This is a genomic window from Pyxidicoccus trucidator, assembly GCF_010894435.1.
Lineage (GTDB): Bacteria > Myxococcota > Myxococcia > Myxococcales > Myxococcaceae > Myxococcus > Myxococcus trucidator.
In genome coordinates this window covers 313,498-330,722 of record NZ_JAAIXZ010000010.1, presented here as the reverse complement: position 1 = coordinate 330,722, position 17,225 = coordinate 313,498, and the positions used below count along the sequence as shown (strand labels likewise).

The 17,225-nt window shown below is 70.5% G+C and carries 13 protein-coding genes and 1 other RNA gene; 6 read left to right on the top strand and 8 right to left on the bottom strand.

Annotated features, from left to right (window positions below; translation table 11 throughout):
* Positions 1–99: 99 nt before the first annotated feature.
* The 5 genes from G4D85_RS48965 to G4D85_RS27565 all read right to left on the bottom strand — a co-directional run bounded on the left by G4D85_RS48965 (position 100) and on the right by G4D85_RS27565 (position 4,697).
* Positions 100–276 carry a hypothetical protein gene (locus G4D85_RS48965; RefSeq protein WP_205525733.1) on the bottom strand — a complete coding sequence of 59 codons (177 nt, stop codon included), beginning with the start codon at positions 274–276 and terminating at the stop codon, positions 100–102.
* Between the two features lie 148 nt (positions 277–424).
* Positions 425–964 carry a hypothetical protein gene (locus tag G4D85_RS27580; RefSeq protein ID WP_240359523.1) on the bottom strand — a complete coding sequence of 180 codons (540 nt, stop codon included), beginning with the start codon at positions 962–964 and terminating at the stop codon, positions 425–427.
* Positions 965–1,084: 120 nt separating this feature from the next.
* Positions 1,085–2,554, bottom strand: coding sequence for a M91 family zinc metallopeptidase (locus tag G4D85_RS27575; protein ID WP_164016985.1), 1,470 nt, complete (start codon positions 2,552–2,554; stop codon positions 1,085–1,087).
* A 149-nt stretch (positions 2,555–2,703) separates the two neighbouring features.
* The gene (locus tag G4D85_RS27570) at positions 2,704–3,711 is read right to left on the bottom strand and encodes a serine/threonine-protein kinase (protein ID WP_164016984.1); all 1,008 of its coding nucleotides are present in this window, start codon (positions 3,709–3,711) and stop codon (positions 2,704–2,706) included.
* The gene (locus G4D85_RS27565; RefSeq protein ID WP_164016983.1) at positions 3,708–4,697 is read right to left on the bottom strand and encodes a tetratricopeptide repeat protein; all 990 of its coding nucleotides are present in this window, start codon (positions 4,695–4,697) and stop codon (positions 3,708–3,710) included. The genes G4D85_RS27570 and G4D85_RS27565 overlap by 4 nt, the downstream gene beginning before the upstream one ends.
* A gap of 167 nt (positions 4,698–4,864) precedes the next feature.
* Between G4D85_RS27565 and ssrS the strand changes: the two genes are divergently transcribed.
* The 5 genes from ssrS to G4D85_RS27545 all read left to right on the top strand — a co-directional run bounded on the left by ssrS (position 4,865) and on the right by G4D85_RS27545 (position 9,241).
* A non-coding RNA gene (ssrS, locus tag G4D85_RS51005) (6S RNA) lies at positions 4,865–5,061 on the top strand.
* A gap of 97 nt (positions 5,062–5,158) precedes the next feature.
* Positions 5,159–5,704 (top strand): 5-formyltetrahydrofolate cyclo-ligase, encoded by a 546-nt coding sequence (locus G4D85_RS27560; RefSeq protein WP_240359536.1) that lies wholly within the window; start codon positions 5,159–5,161, stop codon positions 5,702–5,704.
* 11 nt (positions 5,705–5,715) lie between these two features.
* Positions 5,716–6,489: a TIGR00282 family metallophosphoesterase gene (locus tag G4D85_RS27555; RefSeq protein ID WP_240359522.1), complete on the top strand. Its 774-nt coding sequence runs from the start codon at positions 5,716–5,718 to the stop codon at positions 6,487–6,489.
* Positions 6,490–6,546: 57 nt separating this feature from the next.
* Positions 6,547–7,818, top strand: coding sequence for a tyrosine--tRNA ligase (tyrS, locus tag G4D85_RS27550; protein ID WP_164016980.1), 1,272 nt, complete (start codon positions 6,547–6,549; stop codon positions 7,816–7,818).
* Positions 7,819–8,101: 283 nt separating this feature from the next.
* On the top strand, positions 8,102–9,241 hold the full coding sequence (locus G4D85_RS27545) for an EndoU domain-containing protein (protein WP_164016979.1): 1,140 nt from the start codon (positions 8,102–8,104) through the stop codon (positions 9,239–9,241).
* A 147-nt stretch (positions 9,242–9,388) separates the two neighbouring features.
* Here the strand turns inward: G4D85_RS27545 and G4D85_RS27540 are convergent, their stop codons facing one another.
* From G4D85_RS27540 to G4D85_RS27530, 3 genes are all read right to left on the bottom strand, one after another.
* A complete protein-coding gene (locus G4D85_RS27540; protein ID WP_164016978.1) occupies positions 9,389–9,745 on the bottom strand; it encodes a hypothetical protein in 357 nt (118 codons plus the stop codon).
* A gap of 200 nt (positions 9,746–9,945) precedes the next feature.
* Positions 9,946–15,999: an alpha-2-macroglobulin family protein gene (locus G4D85_RS27535; RefSeq protein ID WP_164016977.1), complete on the bottom strand. Its 6,054-nt coding sequence runs from the start codon at positions 15,997–15,999 to the stop codon at positions 9,946–9,948.
* 49 nt (positions 16,000–16,048) lie between these two features.
* A complete protein-coding gene (locus tag G4D85_RS27530) occupies positions 16,049–16,687 on the bottom strand; it encodes an SAM-dependent methyltransferase (RefSeq protein WP_164016976.1) in 639 nt (212 codons plus the stop codon).
* A 76-nt stretch (positions 16,688–16,763) separates the two neighbouring features.
* Between G4D85_RS27530 and G4D85_RS27525 the strand changes: the two genes are divergently transcribed.
* Entirely contained in the window at positions 16,764–17,180 is a 417-nt protein-coding gene (locus G4D85_RS27525; protein WP_164016975.1) for a hypothetical protein, read from the top strand.
* Positions 17,181–17,225: the final 45 nt, after the last annotated feature.

Sequence of the window (17,225 nt, the reverse complement as noted above, 5' to 3'; positions counted from 1 at the left end):
TGATTGCATGGTGCACAACACGCGGTCCGGCGGCCCGGACGCGTGCTCGCCCATCGCCACGTTCCGGCCTCGTCTTTCAACCAGGCGACACTCGCGGGCCTACCACTTCTGCTCGGGGAGGGACTGCTCGCGCACCGACTCGTCGGGCTGGCCGTAGCCGGGCATCCCATCCTCCCGGGCCTCGTCGGCCTTGGAGAACCGCCGGGGCGCCTCCTCCCGCGTCTTGCGCTCGGGCTCGTCCTGTTCGGGCTTCGGTTGCTTGGGCTCGGTGGCCATCGCTCTCCTCCCCTGCGCGACCTCACGCGCGGGAGGAAATGTCGACATCCTCACGCCCGGGCGCAGGGGCTCCTCCCTCCGTGAGCAGGCGGGCGCACGGTCCACCGTCCCCACGCCAGGTGGGGACGGTGGCCGGTGCCAGCGCCGGCTACTTCGGAAGGGTCAGCGGGCCGCTCTCGAGGACCTGCTGGCCCTGCACGGCCCTACCGTAGCTCGGGTACCGGTACGCGACGCCTTCGGTATCCGTGGTCTCGTGCAGCGTCAGCTCCGGCGAGTCCACCAGGTAGCCCACGCGCAGGCGCAGCTCGCGCACGGCGTCGAGCGGCAACGTCTCTCCGGGACGCGAGGCATAGGGCAGCGCCTCACGCACCGGGAGCGCCAGCACCACGCGCCGGCTCACCGTCTTCCCTGCCTCCACGCGGGTGGCGGCGGGGACCTCGGGGGACTCGACCAGCACGTCGTCCGGGACGGCGAGGAGCATCCGGGAGACGACGACGCGGCTGCCGTCGACGTCCACGTAGGCCTTGTCCGGCGCCAGCGTGACGTGCCCGGAGGGCGCCGTGTCGAAGAGGCCGTCGAGCAGCCACAGGGCCTGGGCGCGGCGGTTGTGTACCTCATAGGTGAGCACGAGGGTCTCCCCGTCGCGCTCCACCGGCTTCACCTTCAGCTCCACGTCCCCTTCAGCCACGCGCGACCTCCCCGTGTTCGTGGGCCCGGCCGCGCTCCCCATACAGCCGAGGAGCAGCGCGAGGCCCACGCACCATCCTACCCTCCAGGCACCTTCCCGCGGGCAACTCCGTCGCACGGCCTAGTAGCGGGGACGGGTGGGCAGGTTCAGGTCGTCGCGCAGGTCGTTCTCCGCGGTCCGCTCCTGCTTGATCTTGGGCGTGCTCGGGTCGTTGTCGTGGTCGTACGGCAGGCCCACGGCGGAGTGCTCCAGGTTGCGGGTGCCGCCCTCGGACGTGCCCGGGGCCAGCTCGCCGTTCACGAAGTCGGAGGCATGCACCAGCTCGTGGAAGAGGCCGACGACGGGCGGGCGGTTCATCCACTCCTCGCCGCCCAGCGAGATGCGCGTGGTGTTGTAGTTCACCTGCGAGTCGGTGCCCTTGCCCGCCGTGCCATCCGCCGTCATGTAGCCGTCGTTGAAGTTCGTCCCGGTGGCGCTGTTCCCACCAGTCGTCGCCTGGATGGTGGTCTTCTTGCCGCTGTCGTCCAGCCGGCGCAGCAGGTCCTGCCCGGACGGGAGCGAGCGCATCGCGTCCAGGTCCGACTGCACCCGCGCGTTGAAGTCCGCATCGCCGGTGACGGAGACGGAGCTGCCCAGCGAGTCCGAGTCCGTCATGTCGACGTTCTCCCGCGTGTCCCCTTCCCCGACGGAGACGGTGTCGTCGTCCTGGACGTAGAGCTTGTCGCTGCCCTCGCCGCCATTGACGGTGTCCGTGCCCAGGCCGCCCGCCACCGCGTCGTTGCCCTCGCCGCCGGACAGCGCGTCGTCGCCCCGCCCGCCAATCACCTGGTCGTCACCCTCGCCGCCGCTCACGGAGTCGTCGCCCGCGCCGGCATCGATGTAGTCACGCCCGGCGCCACCGCTCAGGCTGTCCTTGCCGTCGAGGCCATACATGACGTCCCGGCCGTCGCCGCCGCTCACGGCGTCGTCGCCGCCGCGCGCCTCGATGTAGTCGTCACCGGCGCCACCCTCGAGCGCGTCGTTGCCGCTGCCGCCGATGAGGGTGTCATTGCCCTCGCCACCGTCGATGTTCACGCCCTGCGTGACGCTCGAGTCCACGGTGATGGAGTCGTTGCCGGCCCCGCCGCGGATGACCGCGTTCCGGGCCTGCTCCGCCGTGAGCGTCACGGTGTCGGTGCCGGAGGTGATGGTCAGCCCGCCGTCCTTCGTCTGGGACACGGTGGCGGTGTTGTTGCCGCTGCCCAGCTCCACCACGGTTTGCCCGGAGGGGTCCGCGGCGACGGTGGGGCCCGTGCTGCCAGGCGTCTTCGGGCCAGGGGCCTTCTGCGCGGTGGCCTCGGTGCCGGGGGTATGGGAATGCGAATGGTCGCCAATCTCCCCCAGCAGCTTCTGGCGCTGGGCCGCCACTCCGCGAGGCGCGGCGTCGAACCCGTCGCGGAGGCGCTCGGCGACGGCCGCCTTCACGGTGTTGACCGCGGGCTGCGTCTTCACCGGGGCCTGCGCCGCGGGCTTCGGGGCGACCCTGGGCTCCACCTGCCGGACCTGCGACGACGTGGAGAGGCTGGAACCGGCGCGACCAATGGTGGACATGTGACTCTCCCGAGGGCGGAGACAGGCTGGATGGGTCCGCCCCCACGGCTTCGCCGCGGAAGGAGACCCTGTATTCCATTATCGGCCTGTGTCGCCTGGAGTTGCCTCCCCCTCTCCGATTCGCGCCCTCGGGGCCTGGAAGGCGCGCCCTACCCCGCCCGCGAGCCGGGAGTGCCCGACGTGGGGGCCGCGCCACCCGGGGACGGGGGCGCGGGCGCGTCGTCGCTGGCGCCGAAGAGGCCGCGCACCACGGCGGCGATGGCCAGGGGCGTGCCCACGCGCTCGTCATAGTGTGGAGTGAGGGCCTGGGCGTACTCCTCGGCCGAGGGGAAGCGCTCCTCGGGCCGGGCGGAGAAGGCTCGGTCAAGCACCGCCGCCAGGGCCTCGGGCACGTCCGGGCGCAGCTCGCGCAGCGGCCGGTACTCCCGGGACCAGATGGCGGCGAAGACCTCGTCGGGCGAGCCTCCGAGGAAGGGGCGCTCCAGGGTGAGCAGCTCGTAGAGCACCACCGTGGCCGCCCACAGGTCCGCGGCGGGGTTCACCTCGCCGAGCAGCGACTCCGGGGACAGGTAGTACGGCTTGCCCAGCACCTCGCCGCCCTGGAGCTTGCCGTCCACCAGCACGCGCGACACGCCGAAGTCGCCCAGCTTGATTTCGCCCACGCGGGAGATGAAGAGGTTGGACGGGGACACGTCACAGTGGACGATGCCCAGCGCGTCCCCCTGCGGGCCGGTGGCGGTGTGCGCGTACGCGAGCGCCTCCAGCAGCACCTTGCCCAGGTACACCGCGAAGTCCAGCGGCAGGGGGATGCCGCGCACCTTGCACCGCCGGAGGATCTGGCCCAGGTCTCTCCCGTCCACCAGCTCCATGACGAGGAAGTAGATGCCCTCCAGCTCGCCGGCATCCAGCACCGTGACGATGTTGGGGTGGTGCAGCTGCTTGGACAGCTGCGCCTCGCGGGCGAAGAGCGTCACCGACTCCGGGTCTCTCGTCAGCGCCGGCTGCAAGCGCTTGAGCGCCACCGTCCACCCCTCGCGCGGGCCGGACAGCACGCGGGCACGGTACACCTCCGCCATGCCGCCCTTGCCGAGCACGGAGAGGATTTCGTAGTTGCCGAAGACCCGGGTGGTCTTCCCTGGGGAAGGCGGCTGGCTCACGGGCTCGTGCTTCCGGATCCTATCGCCTCGCGGCCGGGGGTCCGCTTCCGGGACCGCTGCTGCATCACCGCTTCGATGTCGGCTTTCAGCGCAGTCTCGGGAATGGCCTCCGCGGGCCGATTCCCGGGCGTCCAGCCCAGGTCCATGAGCTTGCGCAGCACCTCCCGGGCCCGGAAGCGGTTCTTGTCCATGGAGTACGCGTGGGCCAGCCACAGGTGCAGGTCCGGCCGGCTCGACGTCTTCGCGGCGGGCTCCAGCGTCTTCAGCGCCCCGTCCGCGTCCCCCCGCCCCAGCTGGCAGGCCGCGAGCCCCACCACCGCGGAGATGTTGCGGGGGTCCGTGCGCAGCACATGCTCGAAGTGGGGCTGCGCCGCCGCGTGGTTGCCCGCCGCGAGCTGCCGCTGGCCCTCATCCAGGGTCAGCACCTCCGGAGCCTGCTGGCGCGCCTGCGCCACCCCCGCCGCGGGAGCCGTGGCCGCCGGGGCACGCGCCTCCTCGGCCCCCGCCTCCGACTCCGGCTCCGGCTCGGAGTCCGACTCGGGCTCGGCCTCGCGGGCCTCCTCCTGCGGCGCCGTGGCCCTGAGGAACAGCTGGAGGTTCTGCTTCAGCGCCGGGGAGGTGCAGCCCTCGCGCAGGCGAATCAGCGCGCTCAGCACCCGGTCCTGCGGGTTGACGAAGATGAGCGCCGGGTGGGGCTCGCGGGCCGCGCACTCCGGGCGGCCCACCTGGCACAGCAGCACGGTGCCCACCAGGACGTTGCCCTGGAGCTCGCCCGAGATGACCTCGGTGCCGGGCTCGAACTGGCAGGGGCCACCCTTGCCGGCGGCGGTGCCCACCACCCGCTCGCCTTCCATCCGGAAGTCGACCTGGCCGTAGGCATCTCCCAGGTAGGGGCCAGAGATGTTGGGCCCCGGCCCCGCCCACGCGAGGCCAGAGGCGACGGAAAGAATCGTCGCGAGTGCCTTGTTTGAAAGCGTGGGCAGCATGTGAGGGGTACTTTTCATCATAGAAGCCGCGAGGCTGCCTTGTAAACGCGCGAGGAAGCCTTGACCCCGCCGTCCCCCGTCCTTATCATTTCCCCAGACTCTTACGGGTTTTCCCAATAGATTCGAGGACTTGGTAGCACTGTAGCTTTGTTTTTGTTACAAAGGGCTGTCCCCTGCGGGGCGCGTGATGCCCAGCAGAAATTCGAACCGATACGTCCATTCCGGGGTCCGTTTCGGTCGCCATGTGCAAGCCCTCCCCTCTCACGGGGGATGAGGGAAGCCTGCGGCGGCATGATTTCGGTTCCCACCTGGCTTTCAGAGGGTTCAATGGACGCTGGGCACACGGCCATGCGGCGGGGGACTTTTTCTGCGGAGTGGCGGCGGTGAGCGAGACGGTGGTGGAAGAGGCGGCGGCGAGGAAGCAGACCCTGCGTGAGGAGTTGACGGCGCGTCGCAAGGCGATGACGCCGGACATCATCGACACGCGGGGTCTCAAGGTTCAGTCTCGGTTTCTGGCAGCTCCGTATTATCAGAAGGCGAGAACTGTGGCCTTGTATGCCCCAATTCGGGGCGAGGTGCCCACACGGGACATTTTGATCGCGGCGTTGCAGGACGACAAAATCGTCTGCTACCCGCTGTCCCACGTCCACGGGCGCATCCTCTCATTCAGGGCCATCAAGTCGGAGAGCGAGCTGGAGCCGGGAAGGCTGGGGGTGCGGGAGCCAAGCAACTCCTCGGACCTCATCCCGGTGGACCAGATAGACCTCTTCGTGGTGCCGGGCCTGGGCTTCACCCGGGACGGCAAGCGGCTGGGGCGTGGAGGTGGCTACTACGATGCCACCCTCCGTGCGGCCAGCCAGCGCAGTCGCAGGGTCGGCCTGGCGTTCAATGACCAGGTCGTCCAGGTGCTGCCCACCACGGCTGACGACGTGGACATGGACCTCATCGTGACGGAGTCCGAGTCGCTGCGCGGCCTGTACCGCGACTGGGACTTCCTGGATACGTGAAGGCTCTCTTCATGGGAGATGTCGTGGGCCGCCCGGGACTCCAGGCGGTCCGCGCCCTCTTGCCCCGACTGGTCTCCGAGCATGGCGTGGACGTGTGCGTCGCCAACGCGGAGAACAGCGAGGGCGGCGCCGGCATCAGCCCGGAGACGGCGACCTTCCTGCTCGCCAGCGGCATCCAGCTGCTGACGAGCGGGAACCATTTCTACTCGAAGAAGGGCATCCTCCCCTGGGTGAAGGAACATCCGGACCTGCTGCTGCGTCCGGCGAACTACCCCAAGGGGACGCCGGGACGCGGGCACGGGCTGGTGCGGCTTGCCGACGGCCGGGCCCTGGGCGTCATCAACCTGGAGGGGCGCGTCTTCATGCGCACCGAGGACAGCCCCTTCGAGGTGGTGCTGCCCCTGGTGGAGGAATTGCGCAAGCAGACGCCCTGCATCCTGGTGGACATGCACTGCGAGGCGAGCAGCGAGAAGAACGCCATGGGCGTGCACCTGGACGGCAAGGTGTCCGCGGTGGTGGGCACGCACACGCACGTGCAGACGGCGGATGAGCGAATCCTCCCCGGCGGCACGGCCTTCATCACCGACGTGGGCATGTGTGGCCCGCTGGACTCCGTCATCGGGATGAAGAAGGAGTCCTCGGTGGCGCGCTTTCTTGGAGAGAAGGCCCCCTACGAGGTGGCCGAGAAGCTGGTGTACCTGCAGGGCGTGGTCATCGACATCGACGACACCACGGGCCGGCCCCGGAGCATCGAGCGGGTGCGCCAGCGCCTGCCGGGCACCTGACGTCCCCCGAGGAAGTGCCGCCACGGGCGGAGCAAATCGGCTAGGTTGCGCGGCGTCATGACCATGGACGCGCTGCGCAAGGCGACCCCCGAGGAGCAGTTCGAAGAAGTCACCCGAGGCACCGTGGATATCCAGGTGCCCGAGGAGCTGAAGAAGAAGCTCCAGCGCTCGTATGACGCGGGCAAGCCGCTGGTCATCAAGGCGGGGTTCGACCCGAGCCGGCCGGATTTGCATCTCGGCCACTCGCTCCTGCTGACGCGGATGCGGCGCTTCCAGGACTTCGGACACACGGTGGTGTTCCTCATCGGCGACTTCACGGCGCTCATCGGCGACCCGACGGGGCGCAACGCCACGCGCCCGGCGCTGACGCGCGACGAGGTGAAGGCCAACGCTGAGACGTACAAGCAGCAGGTCTTCAAGGTGCTGGACGCGGACAAGACGCAGGTGCGCTTCAACTCCACCTGGCTGGACGCGCTGGGCACGGAGGGGATGATCCGCCTGGCGGCGCGCTACTCGGTGCAGCGCATGCTGGAGCGCGACGACTTCAAGAAGCGGTTCCGGGAGAACGTCTCCATCTCCCTGCACGAGTTCATGTACCCGCTGCTGCAGGGCTACGACTCGGTGGCGCTGAAGTCGGACATCGAGCTGGGCGCGACGGATCAGCTCTTCAACCTGCTCGTGGGCCGCCAGCTCATGAAGGAGGAGGGGCTGGAGCCGCAGGTCATCATGACGGGGCCCATCCTCGAGGGGCTCAACGCGAAGCTCGTCGACGGGAAGATTACCGGCGACAAGATGTCCAAGAGCCTGGACAACTACGTGGGCATCGACGAGCCGCCGGAGACCATCTTCGGCAAGCTGATGAGCATCACCGATGACCTGATGTGGCGGTACCTGGAGCTGCTCTCCGCCAAGCCGCTGAAGGAGCTGGCGGAGACGCGGGCCAAGGTGCAGGGCGGCGAGCTGCACCCCATGACGGTGAAGAAGGACTTCGCCCGGGAGATGGCGGTGCGCTTCCACGGTGAGGAGGGCGGCCGCAAGGCGGTGGAGGCCTGGGACAACCTGAAGAAGGAGCAGCCGCAGGCGAGCCTGGAGCTCATCGAGGTGTCGCTGGCCGGCGCGGAGAAGCAGCTCCTCTTCAAGCTGCTGCCGGAGACGAAGCTGGTGGCCTCGGCGACGAAGGCCCGCGAGGCGATGGCCCAGGGCAGCGTCCGCGTCAACGGCGAGAAGGTGACGGACCTGAAGGCGGAGTACGGCCCGGGCGAGTACACCGTGCAGGTCGGCAAGGCGCGGACGGACAAGCCGAACGCAGTGCGCCTGAAGCTCGGCTGAGGCCCGCGGTTCTGACAACGTGTGGGCAAGGGCGGCTGCCTTGCCGCCTCGGCCCGGGTACTGCGGAAGGAACAGTCATTCCACCCGGCGGGCCTCCGGGAGCGGAGGTCTCGACTGTGCGCCTCCGTGCAACCACCTCCGCGCATCCGGAAGAGCCCGCCCGCCTGCTCCCGGTGAAGCCCGGTTGAATGCCGGACGGGAGGGGGACGTCCCACGCGCCGACCCGTCCCTCCGGGCCGCTCTTCCCGAGCGGCCGGCGGGACGCTGTAGACTCCCGCGCGCCATGCGTCTTCCCCTCCCCTTCCTTGCCCTCTGCCTCCTCACGGCCCTCCCCGTCCTGGCCGGCCCCGGAGCCTTCGTCTCCGACGCCCGCGTGGACGCGGTGGAGCAGCCCGAGTCGACGAAGGTGGTCTTCACGGTGGAGCCGGGCACGTCGTACCCGCTCTTGAAGAAGGGCGGCCCCGGCCGCGCGTGGTGCAAGCTGCGCGGCCCCGCCGCGGAAGGCTGGGTGCTGTGCGAGGGCGCGCCGGAGGCCGCGGCGCCCCGAGCCCCGGACGCGGCGGCCCTGGCGGAGGCGGACCGGGCCCACTCCGCGCAGCAGGCCCGAGGCCGGACAGAGCAGCAGGCCCGCTTCGCCAGCGCGGCCCGGGAGTCCTCCGACGAGGAGCGCGGCGCCGGCGACGTCCAGGTCGCATCCTCGCGCCCGGCCACGGTGCGAGCGGACTGGAAGCCCGCCACGGGCTGCGCGACGACGTGTGACACGAAGCCCCTGTTCGGCAAGCTGCCGGCGCTGACGCCGCTGGACCGCGAGGTGCTGGACCTGTGCCCGGCGCGCCCGGACGTGAGCGTGAGCGCGGGGGACGTGCAGCGCTTCTTCTCCCGGCACTACAACGACGCGCGCATCCAGACGGCGCTGTCCGTCGCGGGGCGGCCGGGAGCACGGCAGGGCAACCTCGAGTGGCTCACGGGGCTGTGGGTGAGCACCGGCCCGCGCAACGCCTTCACGCACGTGTTCTGCGGAGACGAATGGGACCGTGGCCCCATTGGCGGGCTGCACTTCCTGCCGCGCTACGCACAGCTCGAGTCCGAGGGGAAGCTCTGCTACGGCGGCCCGGCTCGCGGAGGCAGTGCGCAGAAGGGTGACGAGTACCTCATCAAGTTCCGCGGCGTGGCGCCGTGGTCCTGCGGCGAGAAGAAGCTTGGCGGTTTCTCGCGCTCGCCGGACGCGGTGGGTCTGGTGGCCATCGGCACGCGGGCCTTCGCACGGTGCTGCGCGCGCGGCGGGGCGAAGAAGGAAGGCGGCGTGTACTCCGCGCCGGACCTGGGCGGCACGAGCTGGCGCATCTGGTGCGGCACCCGGAATGGCACCTACGGCATCGCCACCCTGTACCCCACCGACGAAAAGGCCACCTGCGGGGACTGAGGCTGAACGCGGACAGGTCCCTCCGAGCGAGGGACTCAGTCGCTCCGGCCTTCACTGCTCCCGTGAGCGAGCTGGAGCAGCCCCTGCCTCGATGAATCGGCCCGAGGCCGCGCGCCAGACGCACGGCCCCGGTGCCCGCTCAGCGGCTCAGCAGTTCTGCTTGCACCGGGCCTCGGGCAGCCCCGGCGGCGTGGTGGCACTGCTGCCGCACATGGTCTTCTGCGGGCCGCACTCCTGGCGGTAGTAGTAGGTGGTGGGGCCCGAGTAGTACCGGTACTGCTTGCAGTTCCAGTAGCTCCACGCGAACTGGCCCGGGCACGACGGGCTCGAGTAGCCGCCGTTCCCGAAGTCACGGCACTCGCTGATGTACGAGCCCACCTGGCACACGCCCTGCTCCGCCGTGCCGACCTCTTCGACTTCCAGCGCGTCCAGCTCTCCGCCGCAGGCGGAAGCACAGGCCACCAGCACACCCAGACACAACGGACGAAGCACCTGCTTGAACATGGGTCCACCCCTCGGGTTGTCGGACCTGCCGACCCGGGCGTGCGGCCTCATGCCTCCAGCGCCGGGCGACAGGTGGCGGCCACCCTACGCGGGACACGGATTAAGCGGGATTAAGCGCAATTAAATATCAACCGCAACCCCGTGACGGTTACGGCGACCCGCGGGAGTGGATGCTCGCGCTCCCGCGGGCCCGCCGTGGGTTACTTCGCCGGGCTCACCGTGAGCACCGCGCCCGTGGAGTACGCGGTGAACTCGGGCGCGTACATGGACTGCACGGTGGCGGGGCCCACTCGGAAGGTGCCGGCCATGTTGGCGCGCAGGCGGTACTTGAAGGTGTACTCGCCGGCGGGCAGCCACTCGAAGAAGAAGTTGGTGCCCGAGTCCCGCGTCTCCTCGTACCAGACGATGCCCAGGTCCCACTTGTGGCGGGACTGCGCGTTCTCCGGCTCCAGGCCCGCGGCGCGGGGGTCTCTCAGGTGGACGTACTCCGCCGCGTGCTTCGTGCGCAGGGAGATTTGCACCTCCACCTCGTCACCGGGCTTGAGCGCCGCGCCTTCCGCCAGCGGCTGGAGCACCGCCTCGCGGCCCTCGCGCTCGCGCCGGAAGTAGCGCCGCGACACCTGGAAGAAGTCGCCGCGCTCCTCCTCCGGCAGCTTCTCCGTGGAGAAGTGCCACGTGGCGGAGGCGAAGGCGAAGCCCGGCGTCGTCTTCTCCACCACCACCGAGCTCATGGTCGCCGGGTTCAGCTCCGGCCCCGGCACCACCACCTGGTTCTTCTTCCCGGTGTACTCGTCCGGGGAGAACTCCATCTGCACCACGCGCGGGCCCACCGTCACCTTCGCGTCCTCACGCACGCCCAGCGCCCCCTCCGACTGGAGGTACTTCACCAGCGCGTAGAGCGCCTCCGCCGTGGCGCGGGTGGACTTCCAGTGGTTGAGCTTCTTGTCCAGCAGCAGCCACTGCACCAGCCCCTCGCGCCGCGGGTCCTTCGGCTTCAGCTCCGTCAGCGTGCGCAGCGCGAAGGCGTGCGTCTCCGTGGTGTCGTTGTACCAGAGCCAGCTGCGGTCCTCGGGCGCCCAGTACGTGCCCAGCTCCTCGCTCGTCTTGGCGGAGTCCATGACGCTCTCCCAGACCCGCTCGGCGTCCTTGCCCTGCCCCGCGCGCTTGAGCGTCAGCGCCAGGTAGCCCTTGAGGTACGGCGAGTGCTTCTTCCAGTGCTTGTAGCTGAAGGCCAGCATCCGCTCGCGCTCGGCGGCGGTGAGGGCCTCGCCCGTGAAGCGCTCGTTGGGGTACGCGGAGGCCACGTAGTTGAGGAAGGTGAGGAACTCCCAGCCCTGGTTCTTCTTCATCAGCTTCTCCGCGTACTCGTCGCGGAAGTGGCGGGCCACGTAGCCCCACGCGTTGCGCGTCATCTCCGGCGGGACTTCCACGCCGTACTCCATGGCGCGCGACAGGCCGTGGAGGATGTAGAGCGTCATGTACGGCGACGGCGGCCCGCCCGGCCACCACGGGAAGCCACCGCTGGACGTCTGCGCCTTGCGCAGCTTCGCCATGGACGCGGTGCGCTCGGCGGCGGCCACCTTCGGGTCCAGCACCCGCACCAGGTCGGCGTCCGCGTCCCCGCCGCCCTTGGCCATCTCCAGCCAGGGCGTCTCCTCCAGCGACATCTTCCGGTTCGGGTCCACCGCGTCCCACGTCTCGAAGCGGGTGGAGCGCTCGCTCAGCTTCTTCGCCATCTTCGCCACCTCGGGGTACTGCCCGTAGAGGCTGGCGAGGATGCCGGAGGACACGAAGCGGTTGAGCGTCTGCTCCGTGCACTCGTAGGGGTAGTCCATCAGGTACGGCAGCGACTGGAGCGCCGCGTAGAAGAGCTGCGCGTCCACCGTGACGACGAGCTGCTCGTTCACCCGCGTCGGGTCCCCACCCGCGCGCAGGTCCTCGAAGGTCATCGTCTTCGAGGACTTCCCCTTCAGCGTGACGAAGCGCGACTGCGCCAGGTGCATGCGGCCCGGGAGCACGGGCAGCGGGCGCAGCTCGCCGTCGCTCAGGTTGCCGGCGCGCGCCTCCACGCGGAAGGCCACCGCCCCCACCTTCGCGGGCGCGGTGAGCGCGAAGCGCAGGTTCGTGCCCCGGCCGGCCGCCACGTTGAAGGACTGGGACGCGCCCTTGACGCCGAAGTCCGCCAGCAGGCTCTTCTGCGTCTGGGCGTCCACGATGTCGAGCGTCAGCGTGCCCTGCTGGGGCCGCTCCGCCGCGTTGTTCACCACCACCTCCAGCACCGCCCGGTCGCCCTCGCGCAGGAAGCGCGGCACGTACGGCCGCACCATCAGCTCCTTCACGCTGCGGGTGGTGCGCTGCACCGAGCCGCCCTTCAAGTCACGCGTCAGCGCGTGGACCCACACGCTCCACGCCGTCACCGAGTCGGGCACGGTGAACTCCAGCGTCGCCGTACCATCCGGCCCCATGAGGAGCTGCGGCACCCAGAACGCCGTCTCCGCGAAGTTGGAGCGGAGCCCCTCGGCGGGAGCGGCCTCGGCCGCCTGGGCCCGGCCATCCGCCTGCGCCTTCGACTCCTGCTTCGCCGCCTCGGCGGGAGGCGCGGGGGGCGGTGGAGGCGGCGCACCCTCGAGCGACTCGAACGACCTGGCCTCCCGCGCGGCGGTCGGCCTGGGGGCCGAGGCGGCCTGGCGGTGCACCATGCCCCCCATCGTATAGCCCTTGTTGCGCCGGTAGCCGGGGCCTCCCAGGCCATAGCTGTCCTCGAAGCGCAGGGAGTCCGGCGTCGGCGGCTCCCACCCCTTCACCTCGCCGAAGTCGTCGCTGACGAGCCACTGGGCGCCAGATACCCCCAGCGACGCGCGCAGGTCCACCGTCGTCGCGCGGCGCGGATAGAGCGACGCCACGCTCTGCGGCACGTGCGGCGCGAACAGGTCCAGCGACTGGTCATACATATACGCGAGCAGCTCGGCGGCGCCGGCCTCCACCTTCGCGCCCTTCGGCCCGCGCACCGTCACGCGCCACGTCTCCTTCGCGCCGGGCCGCAGCTTGTCGCGGAAGGTGGCGAACTCCAGCGCCAGCTCCTTGTCGTCCCACGGGACGAACACGGGCTCGGAGAAGCTGAGGTACTGCCAGTCGCGCACGGCCACCAGCACCGCGGTGAAGCCGCCGCGCAAGTCCTCCGTCACCGGCACCTCCACCACCACCGGGGCCTTGCCGCCCGTCAGCGCCTTGCGCAGCACGCGCCGCTCGCCCTGGTACAGGTCCAGCATCAGGGGCTGTCCCTCGTAGCCGGAGAAGGCCAGCAGCCGCGCCACCTCGCCCACTCGCACCGTGTCGCGCTCCAGCACCAGCGACGCGGGCAGTGCAATCGGCGCGGCCGCGCCGGCCACCAGCACCTCACGCGCCACGGTGAACGTCTGACCGAAGGCGTCCGTCGTCTCGTAGTGCAGCCGGTACGCCCCGGCCTTCAGCGCGGGCAGCTTCACCCGGGCCACGCCCTCCGCGTCGTGCTGCACGGCGCCCTTCGCCTGCTCGGTGCCGTCCTGCCAGCGGGCCAGCGTCGCCTTCGGCGTGTACTCCGTGCCCCAGCGCGGCCGGAGCTTGTCGCCCGGCGTGGGCGTACGCACCGCCTCCGGGTCCACCTCCACGGTGGGAGGCGCCACGACGGGCTCGTCCGCGGGCAGCAGGGGCTGAGCGGGCTGCTTCAGGGCCACGAGCCGCCAGCGGCCCGCGCCGGGCTGCGGCGCGCCGTCCAGCGTGGAGCGCACCAGCCGCACCTCGGCGGCCACGCCCTCGCGGAAGAAGCCCTCGTCCGCGTCCACGCGTCCCTCCACCGCGACGAAGCCGAGCCGGAAGGCGCGGTTGGCCGAGCGCGTCTCACCGCCCTCGTCCGTCGCGTCCGCTTCGATTCGATAGCGCCAGGTGAGCCCCGGCGTGCGCGAGGAGCGCTCGTCCACCTCGGGGGTGAAGGTGATGCCGAAGCCGCCGTCCTCGGCCAGCGCGGACGTGCCGGACGCCACCACCTGCCGCTTCACGGGAATGGAGGACGTGTCCCACCACCACCACCAGGGCAGCACCGGCTCGCGGAAGGCACGCCAGCGCACGGTGCCGGACGCCACCGGCAGGCCGAAGTAGTAGCGCGCCTCGCCCTTGAAGGTGGCCGGCCGGTTGATGCGCAGCGGCGCGTCCGGGTCCTTCAGCGTCACCTCGAAGGTGGGCCGCTTGTACTCCTCCACGCGGATGCTGGCGGCGCCACCCGACTCCACCCGCACCGTCCATCCGCCGAGCACGCGGCCGGTGGGCACGACGAACTCTCCCGCCGCCGAGCCGAACCCGTTGGTGCGCACTTCCTTGCGCTCGACCACCTGGTGGTTGGGGTCCATCAGCGACACCACCAGCCGCTCCGCCGGCAGCGTCCGGTAGCGCGCCTGGTCGCCGCGCCCACGGAAGGCCACGGCCTTCCACAGCACCTTCTGCAACGGGCGGTACACGGTGCGGTCCGTGAAGACGAGCGACGAGGTGTGCTCCTTCGGCTCGTCGCGCGAGTAGAACGAGAAGCCGCCGGGGTGCAGCAGCGTGTCGCGCCCGCGCCCCGCCACCAGGATGTAGCTTTGGTACCGCTGCCCCTGGGGCGCCGGGAAGGTCACCTCCCCCTGCGGGTCCGTGGTGGCTTTGGCCGCCTCGCGGAAGCCCTTGTTGTAGTCGACGAGGATGAGCCTCACGGGGACTTCCGTCGCGGGCCGGCCGGAGTCGCCCTGCAGCACCCGCGCCTCCACCGAGGTGCCGCCGGTGCTGCGCGTGACGATGACCCACGGCGACACCGTCATGAACACCGCCTGCACGCGGTTGTCCTTGGTGCCGAAGTCCTCGCGCGCGGAGACGGCGATGATGTATGTGCCCGGCTGCTCCAGCGGCGGCGTGACGAAGGTGCGGTGCTCCCGGAAGTCCTGCGTCTGGGGAAGCTGGACGCTCCACGAGGCCACCGGCTTCTGGCCCGCCATCTGGCGGAGTATCGCGTCCCCGTAGGGCAGGATGTTGTAGTCGTCCACCTTCGTCAGCCGCTTCTCCAGGTCGAAGGCGTAGGCGCGGAAGTGGACGGCCGGCACGTTGCGGTGGGTGAGCTCGACGGAGCGACGGCGCGGGCCATCCGACTGCATGGAGGTCAGGCGGAAGTCCGGGGCCTCCAGCGCGCTCAGCAAGGCGGCGCAGCGCTGCGAGCCTGGCGTCTTGGGGAAGGCGTCCACGCAGGTCTTCGCCAGCGCGTGCGCGCGCACCGCGTGGTCCGCGGCGCGCTCCAATTCCGCGAGCAGCCCCTGCCCCATGCCCCACCACGCCACGTCGCGGAAGGGCGCGAGGTGCGCGGCGAGGTGCTGGCGGATGCGGGTCTGGTCGTCCTTCTCGGTGAAGTGCGCGTACAGCACCTCGTAGCGCTTCAGCCGCGCCTCCAGCGCCGCCTCGCGCCGGCCGGCGGCACGGTGCCACGCCTCCAAATCGCCCAGCACCGCCGTCACCTTCACCAGCGGGTGGACGTTCGGGTCCGTCAGCGCCACCGTCGGCGTGCCCTCCAGGAGCGCGCGCAGGTCCAGGCGGTACACCTCGTTGGCATGCTCGGGCCGCCAGTGGGAGCTGTCCGCCAGCACGCCCACCCACAGGTACGAGACGGCGTCACGCAGCGTGGAGCGGATGCCCGCCGGGTACGTGTTGGGCTGGATGTACTCGGCCAGCGCCTTCACCGGCTCGGTGCCCAGCTGCTCGCGCTGCTTCCACACCTCCTCGTAGGCGCGCTGCGCCTCGGTGAGGATCTGCTCGTACGTCCACGACTTGAGGTCCACCGGGCCGGTGGAGGCCACCGCCTCGCGCTGGCGCACCTCCCACCCGTACGCCTGCGCGTACGTGACGAGCGAGCTCGCGTAGAAGAGGTTCAGCGTGGCGCGCGGCAGCACGCCCTTGGGCCAGGCCTGCTCGCGCAGGAAGCGCACCGACGTCTCGTACCCGTGCAGGGCGGTGCGCAGCTGTACCGTGCGCACCAGCGCCTTCACCCACTCCGCCTCGTCCGCGCGGCCCTTCGCCCGCTCCAGGCGGGCCTCGGCGCCCTGCGCCGCGGCCTCCACCTTCTGCTCCGACACGAGCGCGTCGATGGCCTTCCACGAAGGCGGGGCCTTCCCCTGCCCCAGTGCGGGCGAGGCGGTCAGCAGCAGCGACAACAGCAGCAACAGGGCGGAGGAGGACGCGCGGGTCCAGAGGGTCCGATGCATGGGCGGCACTCTAGACACAGCCGGCCGCTACTTCGTTCCACAATGAACGTCAGGGTGCCGGAGTCTCGGGCGCCTTCCGGCGCAGCCCCACGAGGTAGACCTCCATGCTGGCGCCGCGCGTGGCCTCGGGACGCACCACCTTCACCTCCTCGAAGAGGGCGCGCACCTGGTTGCGGAAGTCCTCGAAGTCCCCGCCCATGAACACCTTGGCCACGAAGGACGAGCCGGGCCGGCCCCGCGCGACGGCCAATTCCAGCGCCTTGCCCGCGAGCCGCAGGCTGCGCGCCTCGTCCGTGGCCTTGATGCCGCTCGTCTTGGGCGCCATGTCGGAGATGACCGCGTCGAAGGGGCCGTCGTACAGCGCGGACAGCTTCGCGTCGAAGTCGTCCGCCAGCACGTCCAGCACCGCGGTCTGCACATACCGCTGGGTGAAGGGACGGATGGCGACGATGTCCACCCCGATGACCCGCCCCGACGTCCCCACCGCCTCCGCCAGAATCTGGAGGAAGCCTCCCGGCGCCGCCCCCAGGTCGAGCACCACGTGCCCCTTCTTCACCATGGGGAAGCGCTTGATGAGCTCGTCGACCTTGAACGCCGAGCGGGCGCGCAGCCCCTCTTGCTTGGCTTTCTGGAAATAGTGGTCTTTAGGACGGTAGGGCTTGCCCATGTCAGGGGGGCTCCCTACCATCCGCTACTGTCTTCGGGAAGCCGGAGCAGTCGCGGGTGTCCAGACCCGCGCAACGGCGGGTCCGGAGGACGTTGAAATGGGTACCCGGAGCGTGACTGCGGCGTTGTGCATCTCCCTGCTGTCAGCGGGTGCGGCGGGTTACTGCTACACGCGCGCGGACGCCCTGCAGGTGCAGGGGCAGTGGCTGATGGAGCGCGGCACCGCCCAGGCCGAGGACTACGCCAACCGGCTGGACGGCACGGCGGCGGACGCGCAGCTGAAGACCTTCGCCGAGCGCCGGGCCGTACTGGGGCGCGCGCACCAGTGGCAGCGCGGCATGATGCTGGGCATCCTCGCGTCGGTGCTGGCCGCGGTGTCCGCCTACATGCTGTTCCTGCTCAAGCGCCTGGACGACCAGCTGGTGGACGCCATGGGCGAGCTGCGCCCGTCCTCGCCGCCGGTGCACGTCTCCTCGGAGCCCACTCCGGCGTTCGTCTCCAGCCCGCAGCGCTGAAGACCCACCGCGCCTCCGCGCGCACTGGCACAATGATGGCCCCTT

What these genes read in the sequence shown, in the direction of transcription:
- G4D85_RS48965 (WP_205525733.1), bottom strand. Translation starts at nt 276, where the DNA reads ATGGCCACCGAGCCCAAGCAACCGAAGCCCGAACAGGACGAGCCCGAG.
- G4D85_RS27575 (WP_164016985.1), bottom strand. Translation starts at nt 2,554, where the DNA reads ATGTCCACCATTGGTCGCGCCGGTTCCAGCCTCTCCACGTCGTCGCAG.
- G4D85_RS27565 (WP_164016983.1), bottom strand. Translation starts at nt 4,697, where the DNA reads ATGCTGCCCACGCTTTCAAACAAGGCACTCGCGACGATTCTTTCCGTC.
- G4D85_RS27560 (WP_240359536.1), top strand. Translation starts at nt 5,159, where the DNA reads ATGACGCCGGACATCATCGACACGCGGGGTCTCAAGGTTCAGTCTCGG.
- G4D85_RS27555 (WP_240359522.1), top strand. Translation starts at nt 5,716, where the DNA reads ATGGGAGATGTCGTGGGCCGCCCGGGACTCCAGGCGGTCCGCGCCCTC.
- tyrS (WP_164016980.1), top strand. Translation starts at nt 6,547, where the DNA reads ATGACCATGGACGCGCTGCGCAAGGCGACCCCCGAGGAGCAGTTCGAA.
- G4D85_RS27545 (WP_164016979.1), top strand. Translation starts at nt 8,102, where the DNA reads ATGCGTCTTCCCCTCCCCTTCCTTGCCCTCTGCCTCCTCACGGCCCTC.
- G4D85_RS27540 (WP_164016978.1), bottom strand. Translation starts at nt 9,745, where the DNA reads ATGTTCAAGCAGGTGCTTCGTCCGTTGTGTCTGGGTGTGCTGGTGGCC.
- G4D85_RS27535 (WP_164016977.1), bottom strand. Translation starts at nt 15,999, where the DNA reads ATGCATCGGACCCTCTGGACCCGCGCGTCCTCCTCCGCCCTGTTGCTG.
- G4D85_RS27530 (WP_164016976.1), bottom strand. Translation starts at nt 16,687, where the DNA reads ATGGTAGGGAGCCCCCCTGACATGGGCAAGCCCTACCGTCCTAAAGAC.
- G4D85_RS27525 (WP_164016975.1), top strand. Translation starts at nt 16,764, where the DNA reads ATGGGTACCCGGAGCGTGACTGCGGCGTTGTGCATCTCCCTGCTGTCA.